Here is a 21628-nt window from a genome sequence, read left to right as displayed (position 1 = left end):
CCGGTGACCGAGCGCGACGAACACTCCGAACCGGCAGCGGACTCCGACGACCAGGCCCTGGAGCGTGTCATCGCGATCCGGGCCCGCGAGTACCGGCAGGCGGCCGGGCTGTCGGTCGGCGAGATGGCGCAGCGGGTCGGCATCTCCAAGGCCATGCTGTCGAAGATCGAGAACGCCCAGACCGCGTGCAGTCTCACCACGCTCTCCCGGCTCGCGCGCGGCCTCGACGTCCCGGTCACCGCCCTGTTCCGCGGCCTGGACGACGAACGCGAGGCCGTCTTCGTCCCCGCCGGACACGGCGCCCGCATCGTCCGGCGGGGCACCCGCGTCGGCCACGACTACGCCCAGCTCGGCTCACTCAGGGGCGCCCACAAGCGCATGGACGCCCTGCTGGTCACCCTCACCGAGTCCAGCGAGGTCTTCCCCCTCTTCCAGCACGCCGGCACGGAGATCATCTACATGCTGGAAGGCGTCATGGTCTACGGCCACGGGAAGTCCAGCTACACCCTGCGCCCCGGTGACGCCCTCCAGTTCGACGGCGAGGGCCCGCACGGGCCGGAGCGGCTGGTCGAGTTGCCGATCCGCTTCCTGACGGTGACGGCCTTCGGCGGCGGCGCCCCGCACTGAAACCCGGCCTTAATCAGCCATACAGGTGTCCTGTAACGCACCCAGGGTCTACTCCGGTGAAACGTTGTTTCCTCCTGCTGGGCCTCTCTGTGGAGTGTGCGCATGGACACCGGAAGTACCGCTTGGATGCTCGCGAGCACGGCACTCGTCTGTCTGATGGTGCCGGGCCTCGCGCTCTTCTACGGCGGCATGGTCGCCGCCAAGAGCGTCCTGAACATGATCATGATGACCTTCGGGTCCGTGGCCCTGGTCGGCTGCATCTGGGTCGTCTACGGCTTCTCGGCCTCGTTCGGCGACTCGATCGGCGGCGCCGGCATCCTCGGTGACGTCACCGAGTACTTCGGCATGAGCGGAGTGATGACGGACGACCCGAAGGCCGTCATCCCGCTCTCGGTCTTCGCCGCCTTCCAGGCACTCTTCGCGGCCCTCACCGCCGCCCTGATCTGCGGTGCCATCTCGGACCGCATCAAGTTCGGCGCCTGGATGGCCTTCACCGGCATCTGGGTGACCCTGGTGTATCTGCCGGTCGCCCACTGGGTGTTCGCCTTCGACGGGAAGGGCGTCACCGGCGGCTGGATCGTCAACAAGCTCGGCGCGATCGACTTCGCCGGCGGTACGGCGGTCCACATCAACTCCGGCGCGGCGGCCCTCGCCGTGATCCTGGTCCTCGGCAAGCGCATCGGCTGGAAGAAGGAGGGCGGCGCGGAACGCCCCCACAACCTCCCTCTCGTGATGCTCGGTGCCGGCCTGCTCTGGTTCGGCTGGTTCGGCTTCAACGGCGGGTCCGCGCTGACGTCGAGCAACACGGCCTCCGTCGTCGTACTGAACACCTTCACCGCCACCTGCTCCGCGATGCTCGGCTGGCTCCTCGTCGAGAAGCTTCGCGACGGGCACTCCACCAGCCTCGGTGCCGCGTCCGGCGCGATCGCGGGCCTGGTCGCCATCACCCCGTCCTGCGGCGCGGTCTCCCCGCTCGGCGCGCTCGCTCTCGGCGCGATCGGCGGCGCGGTCTGCGCCCTGGCCGTCGGCCTGAAGTACAAGTTCGGCTACGACGACTCCCTCGACGTCGTCGGCATCCACCTCGTCGGCGGCATCACCGGCACCCTGCTGGTCGGCATCCTCGGCACCGCGGACGCCCCGAACGGCGTCGACGGGCTCCTCTACGGCGGCGGCCTCTCCCTTCTCGGCAAGCAGGCGGTCGGCGCCTTCGCCGTTCTGGCGTACTCCTTCTGCATGACCTGGGTCATCGCCAAGGCCCTCGACAAGACCATGGGCCTGCGAGTCCGCCCCGAGATCGAACAGGAAGGCGTCGACGTCCACCTGCACGCCGAGAGCGCCTACGACCTCACCCACCCGCAGACGCTGGAGCCGACGCCCGCCCCGGCCGCCGCGGGCTAGGGAACCGGTGGGGCGCCGCCCGGAAGCCGCGAGCAGGGCCGGCGTCTCGCCGTGCGCGGCGCGCGTGCCGTCGGCGTCGCAGCCGCGAGCGGGTCAAGACTGCCGCTGCTGTGCGGCGCCGACGTCGGGAGGGCGGCGGAACCTCGCCGCCTTTCCGACCGGCGCCGCTCCGCGATGGCCGGACGTATTTCCTGGCCGGCGGCGCGCTCCGCCTGGCAGGTCCACGCCCGAGCATGGCAGAGGTCCGCGAGGGCGTGGTCGCCGTGGTGGAACGGATGACGGGTCTGGAGGTCGGCGAGGTGAACATCGGTGTCAACGCGGTGCACCTGCGGGACGAGGACATGTCGGAGACCGGTGAGGACCGGGTGCTTTAGTCGCGGGGGAGGGGCGGCCGCCGACGGCAGGCGGTGATCGCCTGATCCGGGCTCAACTCGGCCCTGCTGACGGGTGGTCCGAGGTGGCTCCGCGTTCGGATCCGTCGGCTGGAGGATGGAACCCATCCCTCGTTCAGCGTCGACTTGCGCTCCTCCGGCTGGAGTTGCCCCGGGTGGAGCCTCCCCGGCTGGAGCTTCGCCGGGTGGACCAGCCCGTCCCCACGCCGGCCGAGTGCGCGGCGAGGAAGGCAAGCCCGACGAGCATGAGGCTCGTCGGGCTGAAGATCACGTCGGTCGACGTTTCGGTGACACGGATGACGAAGGCGATGGCGAAGAACGCGGCGGCCACGAACGCAAGCATCTGTCTACCCCTACTGGTGGACGACGAGCCACGCGTGATCCCGGTGGCTGCGCCGCTGTCTGCCGGATGCCCCGGACGGGGCCGATCAGTCGCGTACATCCCGCACCGGAGCGGGCGGCAACACCTTTCGCCCGACCCGCTGATGCGGTGAACGAGGCAACCGGGATTTCTGAAACCACGGACCTCGGCCGCCCAGTCCGCAGGCCGACCGAATCGAGATGGCCAGGTGATGAACACATCCGGTGGTTCGTGCCGCGGACGCGATCCGTGCAAGTGTGGGAAGCGGACAGGCCGACATCGAGCACCTGGACACTGATCGGCTGCCGCGGTCGGCCGTCTGCGACAGTGAGGAGCGCCCCATGGGCGCGAACACGGCCGAAGCCGCGGTACCTGACGCCATTCAGGAGCTGACGAACCGACTGACGACCTCCTACGCCGACCTGCTGACCGCCGCCGTCGTGCGAGACGTGGTGCAGGACTCCTACCAGCCGCTCAGCAACGCTCGTATCCCCACCTACGTGCCGATCCTCGTCGAGCACAGCAGCCGCACCAAGCTGCGGCAGCTCACCCGGCGCTCCGATCCCACGGTCTTTTCCCGCGAGCACTCCGACGGGGCACGAGGCCACTCGATCACGAGGGCCTGTCGACGGGTTCGAGTCGCGCTGACCCGCTCGGCGTAGGCGCGGTGCCCACGGCTTTCGGCATGCAGAAGGGCGGTCCGCTACTGCAGTGCGTGGACCGCGGCCGAGAACAGCGGGGGCATCCGGTATGCCGCGGGGACGATGAGGCGGGCGGTGCCAGGGCGGCGGCTAGCGGCCAGCAGGGCCCCGGTCAGCAGCCGGTGGCGTCGGGTCAGCCGGGCCCAGTCCCGCTCGTAGTCGCCCGGCCGCCCGACGGCCAGGCAGCGGACGGCTGCCCCGGCCGTTGCCAGCGCGAGGGCGACGCCCTCTCCGGTGAGGGCGTCCAGGTAGCCCGCGGCGTCGCCGACGAGCAGGACACGGCCGGCGACTCTGCGCCGCACCCGCTGTCGCAGGGGTCCGGCGCCGCGTACCTCCGTTGCGGTCGGGCCGCGCAGGGATGCCGTCAGGGCCGGGAAGTCGGCCAGGTGTTCGTCGTAGCCGCGGCGGCAGCGGCTGAGGACGGCGACGCCCACCAGGTCGTCGTCGACCGGTGTCACATAGGCCTCGCCGTGCCGGGACCAGTGGACCTCGACGAAGTCCGTCCACGGTTGGACGCGGTAGTGGCGGCGCAGTCCGTAGCGGCCGTGGGGGCGCCCGGGCAGTTCCAGACCCAGGCTGCGGCGCAAGGGGGAGTGCAGGCCGTCGGCGGCGATCAGCCAGCGGGCCGTGGTTCCGGCGGCAGTGACCGTGTCCGCGCTCTGGCGCACCTCGCCGACCTTGCCCGGCAGCATGCGCACACCGAGGTCGAGGGCGCGCCGGTGCAGAGCGGAGTGCAGCGTCGTACGGCGGATTCCCAGCCCGTTGCCGTCGCGGAAGGACGCTTCGGCGCGGGTGCTGCCGTCCACGTAGCGGATGCCGCGCAGTTCGCGGCCACCGGCCCCGACGCCCAGTGCGCGCAGCGCGGCGACCCCGCCCGGCATGACTCCTTCTCCGCAGGCCTTGTCCACGGGCGTGGTCCGGGGTTCGACGACGACGGCCTCCAGGCCGGCGAGTGCGGCGTGGATGGCGGCGGCCAGTCCGGCGGGTCCGCCCCCGGCGACCAGGACGTCGATCACGCCGGCGCGTTCGCGGTCGCGGTGGCCAGGGCCTGGTTCTCGCAGCGGATGCGCACGGTGAGCAGGGCGGCGTTGAGCAGCGTGAACGCGGCCGCGGTGACCCAGGCGGTGTGGACCAGGGGCAGGGCCACGCCCTCGGCGACGACGGCCACGTAGTTCGGGTGCCGCAGCCACGGCCACCGGTAGGGGCCGCTCGTCACCAGCGGCAGGCCGGGTACGACGATCACCCGGGTGTTCCAGCGGGGGCCCAGGGTGCGGATGCACCACCACCGCAGTGCCTGCGCGCCCACCAGCACGGCCAGCATTGGCCAGGCCAGGGCGGGTACGAAGGGCCGGTCGCCCAGCCAGACCTCGGCCGGGCAGGCGACCAGCAGGCCGGTGTGCAGGGCGACCATCGCCGGGTAGTGGCCCTGCCCGGCGACGGTCGCGCCGCGCGCGGTGCTCCAGCGTTCGTTGCGGTGGGCGACGACGAGTTCGCCGACGCGCTCGGCGGCGACGGCGGCCACCAGCAGTCCGTACCAGATCATGTGTCCTTGAGTCCTTCGTGCACTTCGTGTCCTTCATGCCTTCGAGGGGTCGAACTACCAGCGCAGCAGCACGAGTTCGCAGGCGAAGCCGGGTCCCATGGCCAGCAGCACGCCCGGGGTGCCCGGCGGCGGGCGGTGTTCGGCGAGGGTGTCGCGCAGTACGTGGAGCACCGATGACGAGGACAGGTTGCCGACGTCGGCCAGGTGACGCCAGGTCACGTCGAGTGCGTCGGCGGGCAGGTCGAGGGCCTCGGAGACGGCATCGAGGACCTTGGGGCCGCCGGGATGGCAGACCCAGGCGGTCACGTCCTTCTGCTTGATCCCGTGGTCGCCGAGAAACCCCTCGACGTCGTCGGCGAGATAGCGGCGTACGACATCGGGGACCCGCGGGTCGAGGACGATCCGGAAGCCGGTGTCCTTGATGTCCCAGCCCATGACACGCCCGGTGTCCGGGTACAGATGGCTGCGGGTGTCCACGATCGTCGGGTCGGCGGTCTCGTCCGGGCGGCGCGGACGGTCCGCGCCGCAGGCGACGACCGCGGCGGCGCCGTCGCCGAAGAGCCCGGTCGCGACCAGGTTGGCCATGGAGGCGTCGTCGCGCTGGAAGGTGAGCGAGCACAGTTCGACGGACAGCAGCACCGCCACGTGGTCGGGCCGGCCCAGCAGGTAGTCGTGCATACGGGCCAGGCCGGCGGCGCCGCCCGCACAGCCCAGACCGAAGAGGGGGAGCCGTCTGACGTCCGGCCGCAGTCCGAGGCGGCCGACCAGGCGGGCGTCGATGGAGGGGATGGCGACACCGGTGACGGAGGTGAAGACCAACAGGTCCACGTCGGCCGGGGACAGACCGGCCAGGTGCAGTGCGTCCCGGACGGCCTTGGCGCCGAGGTCGGTGGCGGCGGCGATGTATACGTCGTTGGCGGCGCCGAACCCATCGAGCTCTTCGTACCGTTCGAGTGGCAGCGTCATGTGCCGGGAGCCGACCTTCGCGCTCCGGTGCAGCCGGTCCAGGACCCGGCGGTCGGTGCCCTCCGGCAGGCAGGTGCGGGCCACCATGTCGGTGATCTCGGACTGGGTACGACGGTGCGGTGCGAGAGCACCTCGAACGGCGGCGATCCGCGTCATGTGGTTCCCGTCCGGTTGGCGACTGGAGTGAGTCGCTCCCCACGTGTTCCCCGGACCGGGACTTCGACACCACGGATCGCCCGTACGGCCGTCCGCCCAGGAGCGCGCGTGCTGCGGCCGGGTGGGGCCCGGGCGCCTACGATCGGCCGGGTGGGCACTCCCGAGCACTCGACGACCGGCGGTCCCGGGGCGAGTTGGGCCGGCCGGGTGGCCGGCCTGGCCGGGTCCTGCCACCCCGGGCCCGTCGTGGCGGTCACCGCCCTGATGGCCGCGCTCGCCGTCACCTCGGGTCAGGGCGCCGCGCGTTGTGTCCTGACCGCCGCCGCCGTACTGACCGGGCAGTTGTCCGCCGGCTGGTGCAACGACGCGTTCGACGCGCGCCGGGACATCGCCGCGGGCCGCCACGGCAAACCCGTCGTCGACGGCACCGTCGCTGTGAGAGAGGTGTGGGTGGCCGCGTACGCCGCGCTGGCGCTGTGCGTGCCGCTGTCGTTCGCCTGTGGCCTGTGGGCGGGCGCTGTTCACCTGGCCGGGGTGGCGGCGGCCTGGGCGTACGACCTGCGGCTCAAGGCGACGGCATGGTCCTGGGCCCCGTACGCGGTGGGCTTCGCCGCGCTCCCCGCGTTCGTGGCGCTGGGGCTGCCCGGGCAGCCGTGGCCTGCCTGGTGGCTCGTCACCGCCGGGGCGTTGCTGGGGGTCGGCGCCCATCTGGGCGATGTGCTGCCGGACATCCGCCTGGATCTGGCGACGGGCGTACGGGGCTGGCCGCAGCGGCTGGGCCCGGACGGCGCGCGGCTGCTGCTGCCGGTGCCGCTGGTGGCCGCGTCCGCAGTGCTGGTGCTGGGGCCCGCCGGACCACCCGGCAGATGGGGAGTGACGGCGCTTGTGGTGGCCGGTCTGGTCGCCGTGGCGGGGACGGTGCTGGGACGCCGCCGGGAGCGGGCGGCGTTCGCTGCGGCGGTCGCCGTGGCGGTGGTGGACGTGGCGTTGCTGCTGGTGCGCGGCACCGGGATCGCCTGACCGTGTCGCCTGGCACCGTACGGAACCCGCAGGCGGCAGAGGGAGTTGCCGAACTTCCCGGTGGATGCCGTCAGTTCGTGAGTCAGTGATGACCGGGCGACGACGCCACCGGCCGCTCCCGCCACAACCTGCCGGCGACGGGCGGACTGTGGTGCGTTGGAGGCCGGTCGCGAATGGTCGGACGACCAGGCCGTTGAGCGGTTCGGTGCAGTCGATGAAGGTGCGGGAGAGGTCGGACAGGCGACGGGCGTAGGCGCGCCGCGCGGAGAAGGCCTGTTCCATGTCGATGTCGAGGCGTTCGGCGAGGTCCTGGGCGATGAGTGTGCCTGCCGGGTCGAAGGGGCCGGCAGGCAGAGCGGAAGAGGTTCAGGCTGCCGACGACCTCGTTCCGCAGGCACTTCCGTACGGCCTGGACCGCCGCGAACCCACTGAGGTGGGCCGCCTGCGCGGCGAAACGCGGCCAGCGGTGGATCTCCGTGGTCACGTCGGGGACGGAGACCGGTGCGCCGGTGCGAAAGCTCTCCAGCCCGAGTGGTCCTTGGCGCGGCCGAACCGTCCGTGGTTGTGTTCCGGGTCGGGCATTTTGATCGAGTTGCAGCTGTCGAAGGCCGCGGTGTGCCAGTGCCAGTGCCGGTGGCGTGCTTTGGGCGTACGTGGCTGTCTCGGAGACCAGGCCAACACCTCGGACAGTGACTTCGGCGGAACAGGTCCCAGACGACGCCGCAGGTCACGCAGCGCCTTTTCGGTGGGAACGGCGACTGGCAGTCCGGCCGGACCGGCGACGAGTTTGTCCCGGACCTTCGCGTGGCCCAGATGTCGGAACAGGCCGAGCGCGAGCAGAAAATACACGCCCACCCGGGACGGCAGGACCCGTAACCGGCGCTGGACGGCCCCGGTCTCGGCCGGCAGGGCGTCGACCGGCTCGAAGGAAAGGTACTTCGTCAACTCGCCCGGATGGCCGGGAGCGAAGATGCCATGGGCGACGGTCAGAGTTCGCGTGAGAGTGATGGCAGCAAGCTGGAGCCACAGGACCTCGGCGCGTGGATCGACCTTGGCGGATCACTCCTGGCTATCAGAGATCCCGTTGCTCCGTACGGTTCAACCGCCAGTACCCCCAACCCACTTGACGTGGGCAGCTTCCCCTCTGACTTCGAGCGGTGGCCGCTCTGACAATCCTCACTGGTTCATGAAGGGGAGCCTTGTGATCGGCTCCGATGCGGCGTACGTCAGCTCCCGTGTCCCTCCGCGTCCGGCCTCATCGCGTCCGAGACGGACTTGACCCCGCCGTGGGCAGTGAGCCCTCCGTCCACGGGGATCTCCACTCCCGTGATGAAGGAGGACGTGTCGGAGAGGAGGAAGACGACGAGAGGCACGATGTCGTCGACGGTGCCGCTGCGCCCGAGCGGCGTTTCCCGGAACATCGCCTCCCGGAATGCCGGGGTGGCGGCTGCGGTCATCTCGGTCTCGATGTATCCCGGGTGCACGGTGTTGACACGGATTCCTCGCGGTCCCAGCTCGGTCGCCGCGATCTTCGACACCCCGCGCAGCGCCCACTTGCTGGCGGTGTAGGCCACGGGGTAGTAGGCGGTGAGCGCGGCGGACGAACCGACGTTCACGATGGACGAGCCCGGCGGCATGAGGGGCGCGAGGTGCTGGATGCCGAGGAGCGGTCCGGTGGTGTTCACCGAGTGGACATAGGCGAAGTCGTCGGGGCGTACGTTGCCGAGGCGATCCCGCTGAATGACGCCGGCGTTGTTGACGAGACCGTGGATGTGGCCGTAGGTGTCGCGAAGCTCGGCTGCGAGGGCGGCCCAGTCGGCTTCGTTGGAGACGTCCAGCTTTCGGCAGTCCGGGTTTCCGTCGGGGTGGACGTCGGTTGCGATGACCGTGGCTCCGGCCTGGGCGAGGGCTTGCGCTTCGGCGGCGCCCTGACCTCGGGCGGCGCCGGTAATCACCACCACCTTGCCAGTGAGGGAGCGGGGGGCCTCGTCATCGCTTTGAGGGGTGCTCGTCATGGTGCACAACGTAGCGGCCGGAGGTAAAGAGAGGCCGCGGTTACATACGCCGCCGGCAGGATCATGAGCGCGCCGGAGAAGGTGCGGGTCCGTGGGCCGGTCGGCAGTCCCCGTACTCGCCCCAACGCGGTCGCCGGGAACAAGGCTTACTCGTCTCGCGGCAACCGCGCTCACCTGCGTACACGTGGCATCAAGGCAGTCATCCCGGAAAAGAAGGACCAGGCCGCCAACCGGAAGAAGAGAGGCTCCACGGGTGGCTGGCCCGTCAGCCAAGGCATCGAGCTCTACAAGGAACGGACCACTGTCGAGCGCCTGATCAACAAGCTGAAAGCCTGGCGGGGCATCGCCACCCCTACGACAAGACCCCTGCGAGCTATCTCGCCGGCCTCGGGAGTGTAAATCTAACGGCGCATCCGACGATCATGGGAGAGACGTCAAGTGACTTACACCGCCGTGGAGTTGGAGACCGTGGAGCCTGTCGAGCGTGCCCAGTTGGGGCAGCCTGTGCCCGTGTCCGACGAGCAGCTGGTCGCGATGCTGGTGGAGCGGGCCCGGTCGGAGGGACTGCAGCTGACCGGGCAGGGTGGGTTGTCGGCGTACGCCTGAATGTGCTCAACCCCGTACAGGTGAACGTGCTCAGTTGGTGATGGCTGACCACGGGCTCTCGTCAGTCCGCTACAGATGGTCGACGGCACCGGGCGGCCAGGCCACTTCTCATGCCACCTTGATGACAACCTTGCCCGCAGCGTGGCCGTTCTCGACGGAGGCGAGTGCGGCCAGGGCGTCGGAGAGCGGATGGACCGCAGTGATCACGGGTGCGAGAACTCCGTCGAGTGCCAGCCTGGCGGACCGCTCCAGACTCTCCCGGTCGAGGCGCCGCTCGATGAAACGCCCACCGAGATCGGGCACAGACATATCACCCACGGCGATGACGTTGCGGGGATCCCGGGCCAGCGGAGCGACCGTCCGCAGCGAGGCGCCTCCGACCAGGTCGACGATCCCGTCGAAGCCTTCCGGAACCAGCTGGCGTGCCGCGGCGACGACGTCCCCGGCGGTGTAGTCGATGAACCGCACCCCGATGGCCTCGGCCTGCTCGCGCTTGGCAGTACTCCCGGTGCCGATCACACGCAACTCGCGCCCGATGGCCAGCCGGGCGACGACGAGGCCGACCCCACCCCCGACCCCGTTGACCAGGACCGTGGCACCGGCCGGGAGGCCGAGCTGGTCGAGCACGTCCACCGCGGTCGTCCCGGTCACGGGCAGTGTTGCCGCCACGGTCACGGACAGGCCCGCCGGGATGCGCGCGGTGTTCGGCGCGGACAGCACCGTCGTCTCGGCGTAGGTGCCGCCACCAGTGAGTGCGAAGCCGAAGACCGCGTCACCCACCTCGAGCCCGTCGACGTCCTCGCCCCGGGCGAGAACGGTTCCCGCTGCCTCCATCCCCAGCACAAGGGGAAACGGACGCCCGCCGTCGAGCCCGGGGACCAGACCCGAGCGCAGCATGTGGTCGAGGGGATTCACGCCGGCCACGTCGACCCGGATCAGTACCTCGCCGCGACCAGGGGCGGGATCGGGACGATCGAAGAACTCCTGCACCTCGGGCCCGCCATACCTGCCGAAACCCCACGCCTGCCCCATCTTCTGCCGCCTCCCATGTGACCGACCCGGTGATTCCGGGCTCTGCAGTCATCCTCACCTGTCACATCGATGTCAGGGGCAAGCGGCTGAGACGCAGGTCACAGCATCAGTCCAACCGTGCCGCCGACTCCGGCGACGTGGACAGCTCCGCCCGGTGCCGGCTGTTGGCCCTGATCAGCACGTCGAGCGCATCCCGGGTCTCGATCAAGTGCGCGATGTCGGCGTCGATCCGGTCGCGCTCGCGCATCATCGCCGTGAACGTCTCCTCGGCGACGCCCAGGTCACCCGGGACGTCCACACACGGCAGCACAGTCGCGATCACCCGGCTCGACATACCCGCGTCGAACAGCTGTCGGATGAGCGAGACGCGCTGGACCGCCGCAGTGGAATAGTGACGCTGCCCGGTATCGGAGCGTGAGCTGGTCAGCAGGCCCTGCTCTTCGTAGTACCGCAAGGAGCGCGGACTCACGCCCGTGCGCGTGGACAACTCGCCGATCCGCATTCCTGAGAGCCTACGCTCGCGTGCTCCAGGCGCAGACCGCCGGCCAGTCATGGACACCCACGGACGCCGCCACAACCGCAGGGTTGTCGTCCCGGTCCCACAACTGAGCACGTTCGTCTGTACGCGCCTGACCAGCTTTCTCAGTACGCCGACAGATGGCGATTTGGCCGCGTGCGGCGGAGGGGGGTCAGGGGAGTGGACGGTTCGCGGGCGTGTCTGCGCAGTCCGGCGGCAGCAGGCGCAGAGAAGGAACCACGACCCCGGACGCGCTCGTGTCCTGGTACGGGTGGAAGCGCAGCCGAGAGAGGTTCGCGGGGGAGCCATGCAGATCATCGAAGTGACCGGGTATGCCGTCCGGTCTGCCGTGCTCACCATGCGGCGGAAGGGGACGCCGCTTGAATTCGTGATCTTCCCGATGGTGCATGTGGCGTCGCCGACGTTCTACTCCCAGGTCCGTCTCAGGCTGAGAGAGTGCGACCTCATCGTCCTCGAGGGGATCCGGGGAAAATCCGCGGGAGTGAGTGCCCTCACGCTCGCCTACCGGTTCGCCCCGCGCCGACGACGCAACGGCCTCCAGGAGCAGCGCAACGACCTTCTCCTTCCAGAAGGCATACCGGTCGTCAACCCGGATGTCACCGCGACGGAAGCGATGGAGGACCTGAAGACACTGCCACGGTGGATGTACATACTGCTGATCATCGGGGCCCCGCTGATGGGTCTGGTGTTCGCGCTGCGCGGTCCGCGCGCCTTCCTCGACCAGGACCACGAGATCGAGGATCTGCCGTCGACACTGCGCGCGGAGATGCTGGCCGACAGTCCCTTGGAGCACGCGCTGACCGATCGGCGCGACCAGCGGCTGCTCGACTCACTCGGCGAGATCCAGGCGGAGCACGGCGACACACCGTTCCGGGTGGCCGTCGTCTACGGAGCCGGCCACGTCCCGGCGATCGTGTCGGGACTGTGGGACCGCTACGGATACCGGCCACGCGAAGCGGAATGGCTTACCGTCCTTGTCCCGGGATGACCGCTCTGTGGGCCGCCGCCAGCCTGAACGGGGTGCATGCCATGGCCGCGGTGGTTCGCCGAACGGCCTTTGCGACCTCTGGCCGCTGAGGCACGTTACGACTATGGCAAGGGTTGGCCCGACTGCCCTGCTCCCTCCCCAGACGCAACAGACGGCCCTCGACGTACTCGCCACCCCTGGCTGACGACGACGCTGGGCGCATGACGGCCGCGCACACACACGGGACCGTCGCCCTCGGCGTCACCAACCACAGACCGCAGGCCTGGGGTTGGTGACAGGCTGGATCAATCTCAAGAGATGACCTCTACGGAATCCGGCCTGGGGAACGGCATCATTTCCCAACCCAGCGGCCAGCCTTCTCCACATTGCTCCGAGGCCTCGGCCTCCAGACGCCGGGGAACCCTCCAGATTCACCATTCGGTGTCGTCCTCAGTGTGCCCGGGCCACGAGGCGCCGACGCTCACACCACCGCCAAGCCGTTCGTCCCCATCCCTTTCGGGTCTTGTGTGGTCATCGTCGTCGGGTGGGGGCCGTGAGCGACACGGTGGGATCGTCGATGAACGGTTCTTCCTCCGCTGTGTGTCGCGGTTTGCGCATGGACAGGGTGTCGAACGCCCCCGCACCGTGATAGGTGAGCGTGATCGTCGGACTCTCGGTGTACGTCGCCCAGTCCAGCCTGGGGTCCCGACCGGCCGTGCGAGGGAACGTCAGACGCTGTGGCACGGGCGCTGATTGGGGGAAGTGCGGGGGATGGGCCGGCCGCGGTGTCGCCACGCCATGTTCGTCCAGTGCCGGCGCGAACTGTTCCCCGCCGCTGGTCACCACGATCGTGGCGCCAACGATGATCAGCAGTAGCCCGGGGATCGTCGCGATCACGATGTCCTGGCCCATGAACTGCCAGGCGGCGAGCGCGGCTACGGGGGTCTCGAGCAGGAGCAGGACGCTCATTGTCGTGGCCGATGTTCTGCCCAGAACGAAGTTCAGTGAGCCGAGCCCCAGGATCTGCGGGAGGAGCAGCAGTCCGAGCAGCGACAGCTGGGTGGACCTGTCGAAGCCGGTCAGCGGGATGTCGGCCAGCCGGCAGACGACGAGGAGTTCCATACCGCAGACCAGCGAGGTGAACGTCGAGTAGAGCGGAGTGCTCACATCCGCGCGCGACTTCTCGCTCAGGGCCGTGTATCCGGCCTGGGCGATGGCCCCGACCAGGGCGAGCAGGTCGCCAAGGAGCGCCGTACCACCGGACTTGATGTCGAGACCGGCCGCCGCGGCCGCTCCCGCCACCGAGAGCAAGAGTCCTGTCCAGGTCCTGCGGGAGGCCTTGGCGCCCTGAACTGCGGCGATGAGGGCCTGCCAGACGGGCTGGGTGGCCACGAGGGCGGTGGACATGGCGACCGAGGTGAGCCGGGTGCTCGTCATGAAGGCCGCGAAGTGCAGGGCGAGTGCGGTGGCGCCGAGGAAGCCGAAGACCAGGGGCCGCCACTGTTCGCGGCGCAGGATGCCGCGTTCACCGCGCGCGACGCGCACCACCTCGCGGCGGCGCAGAAGCAGGAGGAGCGGTCCGAGTACGGCGAAGCCCAGGCAGTTGCGCCAGAAGGCCATGGCGAGCGGTGAGGCGGTGGCGGCAGCGGTGAGGGGGGCAGTGGCCGAGATGGAGACGACGGTGACCGTCATCGCCGCGATGGTCAGCGGATCGATCCTGGATTTCACGCGCGCGTACCGCCAGCCGTGTCGGTACCGCTGTCCGCGTATGCCAGTGCTCGGCAGCCGTTCGCTGACCGTCCAATTCTGATCATTTGGTACGCGGTTCCTGTGGGGTGGGAATCGATGGGGGAGAACGGTGAGGGGAGAGAGGAGAGCGGCGCCGGTGGGCAAGGGCTCCCGTTGGGCTCGTAGCCCGAGGTGTCACTGCGCTCGCGTTGGCTGCACTGCCTTCCGCAGAGATATGACGGGCTCCAGTTGATCGGCCGGTACTGGAACCGGGCAACCCACTTGGGGCCGAAGTGCCCCTACGGGACAAGGATCTTGCCTGCCAGGGCAAGATCAGCCAGGGCAGTGAACCGCACGGCCCGCACCAGCGTCTGCGCTCACGGATCGGCCGACGCCGTCTTGCGGAAGCCCTTCGTCACACAGCTGGGCGCGATGCCCGACTCGGAATCGGCGTAGCCGGGAGACCGCTGGGCCCGGGGTGGCCGAAGAAGCCCGAGGCCGGGAACGGGGACGTCTTGGGGTGCGGCAGACCCCTTCAACTGCCACACCGGTTACGGGACAACCTCTCCCGGCGTTCCGGGAGGCTGAACGTTCTCGGCCGGCCGCCCCTGTACTTGGGATAGAGGGAGCCGAAGCCGTCGGCGTTGAAGTTGTGGATCACGTCCCGGACCCGGTCCGCGCTGGTGAACGTCACCTCGGCAATCTTCGCTATGGGTATGCCCTGCGCGGATAACAGCACCATCTGGGCACGCCGTCAGGTCACCACCGACCCGGTGCCCTTGCGGATGATCCGCAGCAGCCGCCTGCCCGCATCGTCATCGAGCTCGCGAACACGCACTCGCTCTGCCACGGGCACAGCCTGACGGCTACGGCGTACCGGGCACAAACACCTCACGCCGTTACACGACGCCAGGACAAGGCAACACCGCTGCGGGCTACCGGACTCGAACCGGCTCAGACCGACGAAGGGTCACAATCTCGAAGATTGAAGCGGATTTCCCATCGCGCCTTTGCGCGCGACGGCTGACCACAGCCTACCGACAACCACCACGTCCTACAGGGCGAATGTTGCCTGATGCGGCACTACCAAGGTCCACCTCGCGGCAGACCGGCGATGCCGCCCGCTGGCGTTCGTGCTCACGCCTGGGCAGGCCGCCGACAGTCCCCGGTTCGTCGCGGTATTGGAGAAGGCCAAGGTGTGCGGGCCGGTGGGCCGTCCGCGCACCCGACCGGACGCGGTAGCTGCCGATAAGGCGTACTCCTCGCGGGCGAATCGCGCCCACCTGCGCAGACGCGGGATCAAGGCGGTCATCCCGGAGAAGGCTGATCAGGCTGCGAATCGCAAGAAGCGAGGCAGGGGCGGCGGTTGACCAGTGTCACATGACGCTGAGCAGTACAAGGAGCGCAACACGGTGGAACCGTGCATCAACAAGCTCCGGGCTGTCGACGGTCGCGTAATTGGTTCTGGCCGCGATTCCGTGAATCCCCAGGTAGACGCGCGAGTGCGGGAACGTTTCTCGTGGGGATTGCCCCGGTATGGGGGTCGTGGCGATCGGGGATGTGCTGTTTCCCGGGATCGATGTGCAGGTCACGGCGGTGCACGCCACCGCAGACGGGGTCGTGGTCGAGGCGGCGGCCTGCGGTCGGCCACCGGACTGCCCAAGTTGTGGTCGGCTGGGGCGTCGGGTGCACTCCCGCTACCGGCGCCGACTGGCCGAACGTCCGGTAGCGGGACGGCCGTTGGTGATCTCGCTGCAGGTGCGGCGGTTCTTCTGCGAGTGGGCCGGGTGCCGACGGCGGACGTTCGTCGAACAGGTCCCTGACCTCAGCGAACGATACCGTCGCCACAGCGTCGGTCTGCGGCAGTGGACGCGGGCTGTCGCGACGTTCCTCGGCGGGCGCCCCGGTCAACGGCTGTGCCAGACCCTGCAGTTCCCCGCCGGCCGCACCCACCTCCTGGGGCTGCTGGCCGCCCCGCCGGTGGCCGAGCGGGCACCGAGGGTGCTCGGTGTCGACGAGTTCGCCTTCCGCAAGGGCTGGCGCTACGGCACCGTCCTGGTCGATGTCGAGGCAGCTCAGGTGGTGGACGTCCTCCCGGACCGGGACGCGGCTACCTTCGCCGCCTGGCTGCGCGGACACCCCGGCGCCGAGATCATCTGCCGGGACCGGGCCACGGCCTACTTCACGGCGATCCGCGAAGCCGCCCCCGACGTCCAGGAGATCGCGGACCGATGGCACCTGCTGCACAACCTCTCCGCCGCAGTCGAGAAGACCTGCCATCAGCACCGCCCGTGCCTGCGCAAACGGGTCGACGAGGAGCGAGAGGCCGCACCCCGGAAGATCATCAATCCGCTGCCGCCGCCGACCCTGCCGCCTACCAAGATGGCCGTCCGCACCGTCGACCGGTACTCCGACATCCACCGCCTGCTGGGCGAAGGATGCTCCATCTCCGCGATCGCCCGCCGCCTGCACCTGGACCGCAAGACCGTCCGCCACTTCCGAGACACCGATCTCGACACCCTGCTCGCCTCCTCCCGGATGGGGCGCCCCAAAGGGGTGCTGGAGCCCTTCACCGCCTACATCACCGAGCGGTTCACCGAGGGCGTGACCAGCCCGACCGACCTCTACCGGGAGATCCGCGACCGCGGCTACCAGGGCAGCGACCAGCCCGTCCGCACCTACGTCGCCGGACTGCGGACCGGCACCATCGAACCCGCCCGCGGCGCCGTCCCCCGCCCACGCAAGATCACCAAATGGATCATGCTGCCCCGCGGCGCGCTGACGCGTCACGAGGAGGACGAACTCCTGGCCATACGCCTGGCCTGCCCGGACATCGCCCGGGCCTGTGACCTCGCCCGCGCCTTCCACGACCTGCTCCAACACCGCCGCGGACACCAGCTGTTGGCGTGGGTCCGAGAGGTCGAGCGGGAGTCGCCCGCCCCGATCCTCGCCTTCGCGCAGGGGTTGTGCCTCGACCTCGATGCGGTGACCGCTGGCCTCACCCTCACCTGGAGCTCAGGCATCGTCGAGGGCAACGTCAACCGCATCAAGACGATCAAGCGGGCCATGTACGGCCGAGCCTCGTTCCGCCTCCTGCGCACCCGCATCCTGCTGCGATCATGACCCCGAATCCGCGCAATCGCGGTCAGAACCAAATACGAGACCGTCGACAACTCTCCGCCATCACCAATCGGCGAGCCTCATCCACGAGCCGCGATAGGGCTGTTGCGGGTCATCGCCGTGTCCGGTCAATTGAGAGAGGCAACTGCGGCAGTCCAGCACGAGGCCGTGGTCGGGGCCCAACGCTTCGGAGACGTCGGCAAGCAGTGAGTCGAACCGGGTGATCGCCCCTTCCGGATCTCCGCATGTCCCGGTCCACAGGGCCGCCTCGAAGCGGGCGTTGAGTATCACCGGATGCACGGCGGGAGTGCCGTCGCGCCCGTCGGCGATCACGGCTTCGGCGATCCGCAGGGCCTGGTCAGGTTGTCCGGCCTGGGCGGTCGCGTGTGCCAGCCCGGTGCGCGCCGCGAGGGTGAGCGGATGCTGGGCACCGAGGATACGGACGTGGTCGGCTGCGACGCTCTCGAAGAGGGGCAGGCCGTGTTCGACCTCCCCCGCGATCAGCGTCCAGTAGGCGAGATTGCGCCGCACGTCCAGGATCAATTCCACTGAGCCCAGACCTTTTCCTATGAGGTGGTCGTCCAGAGCCTCCCAGAGGCGTACCGCGCCAGCGGCATCGCCGTCGTAGCCGGTCCAGACAGCGACCTCGAATCGGCAGGACAACGTCGTCGGATGGTCCTCTCCCAGGAAGCGGATTCCGTCGGCCTCCGCCGCACGTGCCAGCTGAAGCGCCAGGGCCGTATCACCCGACTGCCCTGTCGACCGCGCGACGACGATACGCGGGGTCAGTGCCTCGCCGGGACCGAGGACAGCGCTGTCGGCGACCGCCTGCCGGGCAATCTCAAGTGCCTCGGAGTGCCGGCCAGCCAAACCGGTCATGAACGCCAACTGCTCTGTCAGCTCGACGAGTTGTGCCGACCCGACGTCCGTCGTGTCGGCGCGGGCGACGGCAATGGCCGATCGGAGCGTGTCTATCGCGGTATCCAAGTCGCCTCTGACCAGGCCCTGGCACGTCGCGATACCTATCGCCGCCATCACATGTCCCCCGTGGACGGCCGCGACGAAAGCGGCCTCTGCGTGATCCCACTGCTGATACCAGCCGTAGGCGGCCCATCCGAGGTAGGCGGCTTCCGCCGGCTCCGCCTGGCCGATCAGCTCCTGCCAGGTCTCCCCAGGGATGGGCGCCGGGGGCAGGGCGGCATCGACGACGTCGGGAAGGTAGTCGAAGGCCACGTAATGATCAGGACCGTCGGGCATGAGCAGGCCCGTGGTGGCGTACACGGCCCGCGTGGCCCAACAGAGGGCTTGCTCCCAGGACTCCGGCCGCAGCCGGGCACCGCCGCGTTGTCGCAGGTAGTGCTCGTGCAGGGTCCGAAGAGCCGCAGGTGTCAGGCCACGGTAGAACCCTGCCCGCCGGGCGTCGACAGCCGCGGCGACGATGGCGGCCCCGCGCGGATGAGTACTGGGCGCCCACCCGTCCTGCCAGACCGCGAGCAGTTTCGGGCCAGCCGCCAGGTACTCGGCCAATCCGAACTGGTCGCAATGCTCCAGCGCGGCAGCAACGCGCGGATCATCAGCGAACGCTCGCGCCCGCTCCACCTCGGCATTGGTCCAGGTCCGGTCGATCCGTATCTCGGTCGCACGGTCCAGAACCTCGCGCTGCTCCCGGGCCATCTCGGCGCTTGTGGCATCACCGGACATGCCGTCTGTGAGGAAATGGGCGCGCTCCTGCGCCCGCATGGTGGCGAGGACCACGACATGTCGGGTGCCATCACCGAGAAGCCTCTCCAGCAGATGCGCCGTCAGCCCGTCGCTGCCCAGATACTTTTGAAGGTCATCCAGCCAGACGACACAGTGCCGTTCCCGCTGAACGGCTTCTACCGCCGCGCGGAGTCCTGGCCGGTTCCGGGGGCGGATAAACGCGTGATCGGGCAGGCACGCGCGCATCGCTTCGAAGGCAGCACGGGACTTCCCCGCTGTGGACTCACCGACGACCACGACGAAGCCCCCACGCTGTACGGCTCTTTCCAGTTCCGGGCTTCGGTCCCTGCGGACGAAGGCAGGTGCACGGGCCGGGGACGGATCGCCGGTTTCATCGGATTCGATGGGCGCGGCAGCGTAGACGCCAACGCGGACGGGATCGGCAATCTCCCGGACGCGGCGCCCGCCCTGGTCGTGGAAGAACAGTTCATCGGCGAGCCGACGGGACTGCTGGGCATCAGTGTCGAGCCTGCTGGTGGCCCGGGTCGACAACACGCCGACAACCACACCAACACCCGCGACCAGCACGGAACCTGCCGTACCTGGCCAGACATCCGCCACGGCCGACAGCACGCCGGCGATCACCGCCGCCACGACCACGAGCCCCCAGCCCCCGATACGCAGCCAACGTGAACGGGCTCTCCCCATCGCGCCCCCCGTGACCTACCCAGCGCCGAAACGACCCGATCGTCGCGTGGTCTCCCTCCAACGAGTATGAAGACTGCCGACGAGATGAACACCGGAGTTACCAGGATGACGCTTCACGGAATCGCGGCCAGAACCAATTACGCCGTCGTCGACACGGGCCTGGCGGGGCCTGGCCACGCGCTACGACAAGACGCCCGCGAGCTACATGGCGGGGCTCCAGCTACGCGGATCCATTATCTGGATGCGCAGCCTCACCCCGGGACCGCGGTCGCGGCGCCCGGCTGGCAATCCGGACGCCGCAACCGCGCACGTCAGGCCAGTGAGGTGATCGGCCGGCCGAGGTGCCGGGCGAAGAACCGGACCGCGCTGTCGGCCTCGAACCGGGGCAGCTCCTTGTGCTTACCCGAGTTCACGTGCAACGACTTCTCCTTTGAAGCGAAGGCGTCGAACAGCGCGAGACCCTCCTCGCGCGAGATGTGCTCGTCATCCCACTGCAGGTCGAACTCGATCGGGATGGTGATCTGCTTCGCCTTCTCGGCCAGGACATCGGGCCAGTGCTGACCGAAGACCGCCGCGGTGATCCTGGGTTCGTTGGCCACGAACGGTATGCCGATCGCGGTGCCCATGTTGATGCCCCAGAAGCCGACCGGCCCGTCGGTGCCGATCTCCGGGAGTTCCTGGAGGGAGTCCAGGGTCGCCTGATACTCGGGCACGGCGAGCTCCGCCAGGTGTGCGTTGTAGCGCACGACGATCGGGCCTTCCGGCTCGCCCGCCGCCCGCGCCCGGAACAGCTCGGCGATCTCCGCCTCGTCGTGCGTCGTGCGCGGCCGGTCGCCGTGACCGGGCGCGTCGATGACGGCGACGTGCAAGCCACAGCCGGTCACGAGGAGACGGGCGCGGCCGGACATCGCCGGATGCTTCTTGTGGTTGCCGCCGCCGTGGGCCATCAGCACCAGGGGTGCGCGATCGGCTGCGCTGGAAACCGGCGACCAGAGAACGCCGGGGACGCCGCCCACGATGAAGTCGCGTTCGACCATGCCGTTCGACGACGACTCGGCGGTGAACTGCAGAGAGTGCATAGGTGTTGCCTTTCGGGAGTGCCTTGTTGTCGAGGCGCTCCCGGCGACACCTACGTCAATCGCCGGCCGTGATGGGAAGGGGGAGCACCCACGTTGATACAGCGTTCATGGGTCTCACCTCCTCGGGCGGTGTCACGGTCGACTGAAAGCTACCAGCCCGATGATCATCCCTCAACCCTTTCCCCGCCACGTCGTTACGACTCCAGACAGGCCATAGGAGTACCGGTCAGCCGGAACACCCCGCTGCGGCTGACCGCCTCGCTGCCCGATCCTCCGGCTGGAGGAAGGACTTCACGAGCGGCAAGCTCACCATCGAGCGCGTCTCCCTGATCACCAGCCTGCCGCCTGGTGCGGTTACCGGCGCCCAGCCCGCCGACTGGATCAGAGGGCACTGGAAGATCGAAAATCTTCTGCACCACGTCCGCGACCGCACGTTCCCCGAGTTCGACTCCAAGATCCATGCCGGCCTTCTCCCGCGCACCGTGGCCGGTCTGCGCAACCTCGCCATCGGCGTCCACCGTCAGGACGGCCACACCGACATCGCCGCCGCGCCACGTCGCACCGCCCGCGACTGGCGAAGGCTTCTCGCCCGGCACCACGGCAGGTGAGGGGAGCCCTGGCCGTGGCGTGCTGAGGGAGGGACCCCCTCCGGGGTGGCCGGGGCGGTGTGGTCTTCGCCGGTTCCTTCAGCCCGTGCGCGACGTGGCGTGGTGGGTCTGCGCTTGGCAGGAAGCTTGGCCTGGCCCTTCCCGTGTGAGCGGCCTCGCCTACGGGCGGGCTGCGGCGAGCAGCTTGCTTGCGTGACGGGAGACGGCTTCGGTGGGCGGGATATTTGGTGGGGTGATTCGGCGGCGGGCGGCTTGACCGGGGCTGGCGGCGCATTGACTCGTGTGGCGGGGCGCCCGGCGGCAGCAGTCTGCCACCCAATTGATCAAACAAGAGCGCACAACTTCACACACATGACATGTAC

General features: G+C 69.3%; 19 protein-coding genes and 5 pseudogenes. 11 read left to right on the top strand and 13 right to left on the bottom strand.

The features are described 5' to 3' along the window. Positions 1 to 3: 3 nt before the first annotated feature. From ACFXC1_RS42300 to ACFXC1_RS42290, 3 genes are all read left to right on the top strand, one after another. Positions 4 to 627 carry a helix-turn-helix domain-containing protein gene (locus ACFXC1_RS42300; RefSeq protein ID WP_381253318.1) on the top strand — a complete coding sequence of 208 codons (624 nt, stop codon included), beginning with the start codon at positions 4 to 6 and terminating at the stop codon, positions 625 to 627. Positions 628 to 729: 102 nt separating this feature from the next. Beyond that, positions 730 to 2025 (top strand): ammonium transporter, encoded by a 1296-nt coding sequence (locus tag ACFXC1_RS42295; RefSeq protein WP_381253316.1) that lies wholly within the window; start codon positions 730 to 732, stop codon positions 2023 to 2025. A gap of 233 nt (positions 2026 to 2258) precedes the next feature. After that, the gene (locus ACFXC1_RS42290) at positions 2259 to 2399 is read left to right on the top strand and encodes an Asp23/Gls24 family envelope stress response protein (protein WP_381253313.1); all 141 of its coding nucleotides are present in this window, start codon (positions 2259 to 2261) and stop codon (positions 2397 to 2399) included. Between the two features lie 133 nt (positions 2400 to 2532). On the opposite strand, the gene ACFXC1_RS42285 is transcribed toward ACFXC1_RS42290, so the two are convergent. After that, positions 2533 to 2760, bottom strand: coding sequence for a hypothetical protein (locus tag ACFXC1_RS42285; protein ID WP_381253310.1), 228 nt, complete (start codon positions 2758 to 2760; stop codon positions 2533 to 2535). A 359-nt stretch (positions 2761 to 3119) separates the two neighbouring features. Here ACFXC1_RS42285 and ACFXC1_RS42280 point away from each other — a divergent pair, with 359 nt between their 5' ends. Beyond that, positions 3120 to 3440, top strand: coding sequence for a three-helix bundle dimerization domain-containing protein (locus ACFXC1_RS42280; RefSeq protein ID WP_381253307.1), 321 nt, complete (start codon positions 3120 to 3122; stop codon positions 3438 to 3440). Positions 3441 to 3481: 41 nt separating this feature from the next. Here ACFXC1_RS42280 and ACFXC1_RS42275 read toward each other — a convergent pair whose 3' ends face one another. From ACFXC1_RS42275 to ACFXC1_RS42265, 3 genes are read right to left on the bottom strand one after another with little or no spacing between them, the layout of a single operon-like run. Next, complete coding sequence (locus ACFXC1_RS42275) at positions 3482 to 4495, bottom strand: NAD(P)/FAD-dependent oxidoreductase (protein ID WP_381253304.1); 1014 nt, start codon at positions 4493 to 4495, stop codon at positions 3482 to 3484. Beyond that, a complete protein-coding gene (locus ACFXC1_RS42270; protein ID WP_381253301.1) occupies positions 4492 to 5022 on the bottom strand; it encodes an isoprenylcysteine carboxyl methyltransferase family protein in 531 nt (176 codons plus the stop codon). Before ACFXC1_RS42270 ends, ACFXC1_RS42275 begins: the two co-directional genes overlap by 4 nt. Before the next feature lie 54 nt (positions 5023 to 5076). Beyond that, positions 5077 to 6144: a type III polyketide synthase gene (locus ACFXC1_RS42265; protein ID WP_381253299.1), complete on the bottom strand. Its 1068-nt coding sequence runs from the start codon at positions 6142 to 6144 to the stop codon at positions 5077 to 5079. Between the two features lie 150 nt (positions 6145 to 6294). Here ACFXC1_RS42265 and ACFXC1_RS42260 point away from each other — a divergent pair, with 150 nt between their 5' ends. Further along, the gene (locus tag ACFXC1_RS42260; protein ID WP_381253296.1) at positions 6295 to 7164 is read left to right on the top strand and encodes a UbiA family prenyltransferase; all 870 of its coding nucleotides are present in this window, start codon (positions 6295 to 6297) and stop codon (positions 7162 to 7164) included. 480 nt (positions 7165 to 7644) lie between these two features. On the opposite strand, the gene ACFXC1_RS42255 is transcribed toward ACFXC1_RS42260, so the two are convergent. Together ACFXC1_RS42255 and ACFXC1_RS42250 are read right to left on the bottom strand one after the other, a co-directional pair. Beyond that, positions 7645 to 8109, bottom strand: coding sequence for a transposase domain-containing protein (locus ACFXC1_RS42255; protein ID WP_381253293.1), 465 nt, complete (start codon positions 8107 to 8109; stop codon positions 7645 to 7647). A 281-nt stretch (positions 8110 to 8390) separates the two neighbouring features. After that, a complete protein-coding gene (locus ACFXC1_RS42250) occupies positions 8391 to 9179 on the bottom strand; it encodes an SDR family NAD(P)-dependent oxidoreductase (protein ID WP_381253290.1) in 789 nt (262 codons plus the stop codon). Between the two features lie 78 nt (positions 9180 to 9257). On the opposite strand from ACFXC1_RS42250, the pseudogene ACFXC1_RS42245 reads away from it, so the two are divergent. Then, positions 9258 to 9568 (top strand): annotated as a pseudogene (locus ACFXC1_RS42245) (transposase); the annotation flags it as partial. 64 nt (positions 9569 to 9632) lie between these two features. After that, positions 9633 to 9770: pseudogene (locus tag ACFXC1_RS42240) on the top strand (IS256 family transposase); the annotation flags it as partial. A 123-nt stretch (positions 9771 to 9893) separates the two neighbouring features. Here the strand turns inward: ACFXC1_RS42240 and ACFXC1_RS42235 are convergent. Both ACFXC1_RS42235 and ACFXC1_RS42230 read right to left on the bottom strand, forming a co-directional pair. Continuing rightward, complete coding sequence (locus tag ACFXC1_RS42235; RefSeq protein ID WP_381253287.1) at positions 9894 to 10817, bottom strand: NADP-dependent oxidoreductase; 924 nt, start codon at positions 10815 to 10817, stop codon at positions 9894 to 9896. Between the two features lie 106 nt (positions 10818 to 10923). Then, positions 10924 to 11319, bottom strand: a complete 396-nt coding sequence (locus tag ACFXC1_RS42230; protein WP_381253284.1) for a MerR family transcriptional regulator — start codon at positions 11317 to 11319, stop codon at positions 10924 to 10926. Between the two features lie 322 nt (positions 11320 to 11641). Here ACFXC1_RS42230 and ACFXC1_RS42225 point away from each other — a divergent pair, with 322 nt between their 5' ends. Continuing rightward, complete coding sequence (locus ACFXC1_RS42225; RefSeq protein ID WP_381253281.1) at positions 11642 to 12343, top strand: hypothetical protein; 702 nt, start codon at positions 11642 to 11644, stop codon at positions 12341 to 12343. Between the two features lie 510 nt (positions 12344 to 12853). Here ACFXC1_RS42225 and ACFXC1_RS42220 read toward each other — a convergent pair. Then, positions 12854 to 14050 (bottom strand): DMT family transporter, encoded by a 1197-nt coding sequence (locus tag ACFXC1_RS42220; protein WP_381253278.1) that lies wholly within the window; start codon positions 14048 to 14050, stop codon positions 12854 to 12856. Positions 14051 to 14615: 565 nt separating this feature from the next. Beyond that, positions 14616 to 14900, bottom strand: a pseudogene (locus tag ACFXC1_RS42215) (helix-turn-helix domain-containing protein); the annotation flags it as partial. A gap of 232 nt (positions 14901 to 15132) precedes the next feature. Between ACFXC1_RS42215 and ACFXC1_RS42210 the strand changes: the two are divergent. Next, positions 15133 to 15501 (top strand): annotated as a pseudogene (locus ACFXC1_RS42210) (transposase); the annotation flags it as partial. Positions 15502 to 15586: 85 nt separating this feature from the next. Beyond that, complete coding sequence (locus ACFXC1_RS42205) at positions 15587 to 17173, top strand: ISL3 family transposase (RefSeq protein WP_381253275.1); 1587 nt, start codon at positions 15587 to 15589, stop codon at positions 17171 to 17173. A gap of 60 nt (positions 17174 to 17233) precedes the next feature. On the opposite strand, the gene ACFXC1_RS42200 is transcribed toward ACFXC1_RS42205, so the two are convergent. After that, entirely contained in the window at positions 17234 to 19525 is a 2292-nt protein-coding gene (locus ACFXC1_RS42200; protein ID WP_381253272.1) for a hypothetical protein, read from the bottom strand. Positions 19526 to 19733: 208 nt separating this feature from the next. Between ACFXC1_RS42200 and ACFXC1_RS42195 the strand changes: the two are divergent. Further along, positions 19734 to 19832 (top strand): annotated as a pseudogene (locus ACFXC1_RS42195) (IS5/IS1182 family transposase); the annotation flags it as partial. Between the two features lie 58 nt (positions 19833 to 19890). Here the strand turns inward: ACFXC1_RS42195 and ACFXC1_RS42190 are convergent. Together ACFXC1_RS42190 and ACFXC1_RS42185 are read right to left on the bottom strand one after the other, a co-directional pair. Beyond that, positions 19891 to 20658: an alpha/beta hydrolase family protein gene (locus tag ACFXC1_RS42190; protein ID WP_381253270.1), complete on the bottom strand. Its 768-nt coding sequence runs from the start codon at positions 20656 to 20658 to the stop codon at positions 19891 to 19893. 194 nt (positions 20659 to 20852) lie between these two features. Then, complete coding sequence (locus ACFXC1_RS42185) at positions 20853 to 21254, bottom strand: hypothetical protein (RefSeq protein WP_381253268.1); 402 nt, start codon at positions 21252 to 21254, stop codon at positions 20853 to 20855. Positions 21255 to 21628: the final 374 nt, after the last annotated feature.

It is taken from the genome of Streptomyces hokutonensis, assembly GCF_042751305.1.
Classification (GTDB): Bacteria; Actinomycetota; Actinomycetes; order Streptomycetales; family Streptomycetaceae; genus Streptomyces; species Streptomyces hokutonensis_A.
Note: the sequence above shows the minus strand (reverse complement) of the source record. Positions and strands in the feature narration are given on the sequence as shown.

Bases quoted from the DNA above. Each gene is read 5' to 3' on its own strand.
- ACFXC1_RS42295 (WP_381253316.1), top strand. From the start codon at position 730: ATGGACACCGGAAGTACCGCTTGGATGCTCGCGAGCACGGCACTCGTC.
- ACFXC1_RS42290 (WP_381253313.1), top strand. From the start codon at position 2,259: ATGGCAGAGGTCCGCGAGGGCGTGGTCGCCGTGGTGGAACGGATGACG.
- ACFXC1_RS42285 (WP_381253310.1), bottom strand. From the start codon at position 2,760: ATGCTTGCGTTCGTGGCCGCCGCGTTCTTCGCCATCGCCTTCGTCATC.
- ACFXC1_RS42280 (WP_381253307.1), top strand. From the start codon at position 3,120: ATGGGCGCGAACACGGCCGAAGCCGCGGTACCTGACGCCATTCAGGAG.
- ACFXC1_RS42270 (WP_381253301.1), bottom strand. From the start codon at position 5,022: ATGATCTGGTACGGACTGCTGGTGGCCGCCGTCGCCGCCGAGCGCGTC.
- ACFXC1_RS42265 (WP_381253299.1), bottom strand. From the start codon at position 6,144: ATGACGCGGATCGCCGCCGTTCGAGGTGCTCTCGCACCGCACCGTCGT.
- ACFXC1_RS42250 (WP_381253290.1), bottom strand. From the start codon at position 9,179: ATGACGAGCACCCCTCAAAGCGATGACGAGGCCCCCCGCTCCCTCACT.
- ACFXC1_RS42235 (WP_381253287.1), bottom strand. From the start codon at position 10,817: ATGGGGCAGGCGTGGGGTTTCGGCAGGTATGGCGGGCCCGAGGTGCAG.
- ACFXC1_RS42230 (WP_381253284.1), bottom strand. From the start codon at position 11,319: ATGCGGATCGGCGAGTTGTCCACGCGCACGGGCGTGAGTCCGCGCTCC.
- ACFXC1_RS42225 (WP_381253281.1), top strand. From the start codon at position 11,642: ATGCAGATCATCGAAGTGACCGGGTATGCCGTCCGGTCTGCCGTGCTC.
- ACFXC1_RS42205 (WP_381253275.1), top strand. From the start codon at position 15,587: ATGGGGGTCGTGGCGATCGGGGATGTGCTGTTTCCCGGGATCGATGTG.
- ACFXC1_RS42190 (WP_381253270.1), bottom strand. From the start codon at position 20,658: ATGCACTCTCTGCAGTTCACCGCCGAGTCGTCGTCGAACGGCATGGTC.